The following is a 538-nucleotide window of genomic DNA, read 5'->3' as shown; positions in this document are numbered from 1 at the left end:
TCTTTGTGTAACGCGGTTAAATCTCTACCTACTCCCATACTTCTTACACTGGGTTCACGGTGAAATGAATGACGAAGTGCTGAGTGATGCCCTTGGTAGCGCTGCGGTAATAACATTTCCATTTTTTTATCGAGTAGTTCTATTTCACTGTAACCAAAAGATTTACATAACGATTGATTAACCGCTTGAATAATGCCCGCTTGGTCACCTATTAACACACCATGTGGTGCAGCTTGAATAGAGCGTTGAAACATATTATTAGCGCGCAGCCTTTGCGATATATCAACCAGTGTGGCTAAAACTAATTCTTGTTGTCCTTGTATTGGGTTTAAACCTATTTCAATTGGGATTTGCTTACCATTTTTTTGACTCGCAAATAACTCACGGCCTTCACCCATTAAGCGTTTTCGAGGGTTAGCAAAAAACTGACTCATCAAGTGGGTATGATTGGCTTTAAATTGAGCTGGAAGTAAACTATCTATGTTCATCCCTATGAGTTCTGAATCCTCATAGCCCAGTATTTCAGACAGTTGATTAT

Annotated in this window: 1 protein-coding gene; it reads right to left on the bottom strand. The window is 39.6% G+C overall.

What is annotated here, in order from left to right; all coding sequences use genetic code 11:
* A partial coding sequence (locus PSH54_RS20560) for a PAS domain-containing protein (RefSeq protein ID WP_273607009.1) occupies positions 1-538 on the bottom strand: 538 nt, incomplete at both ends.

The organism is Pseudoalteromonas sp. Angola-30, assembly GCF_028599215.1.
Classification (GTDB): Bacteria; Pseudomonadota; Gammaproteobacteria; order Enterobacterales; family Alteromonadaceae; genus Pseudoalteromonas; species Pseudoalteromonas atlantica.
The sequence above is the reverse complement of the archived record's forward strand: the minus strand, read 5'-3'. Positions and strand labels throughout refer to the sequence as shown.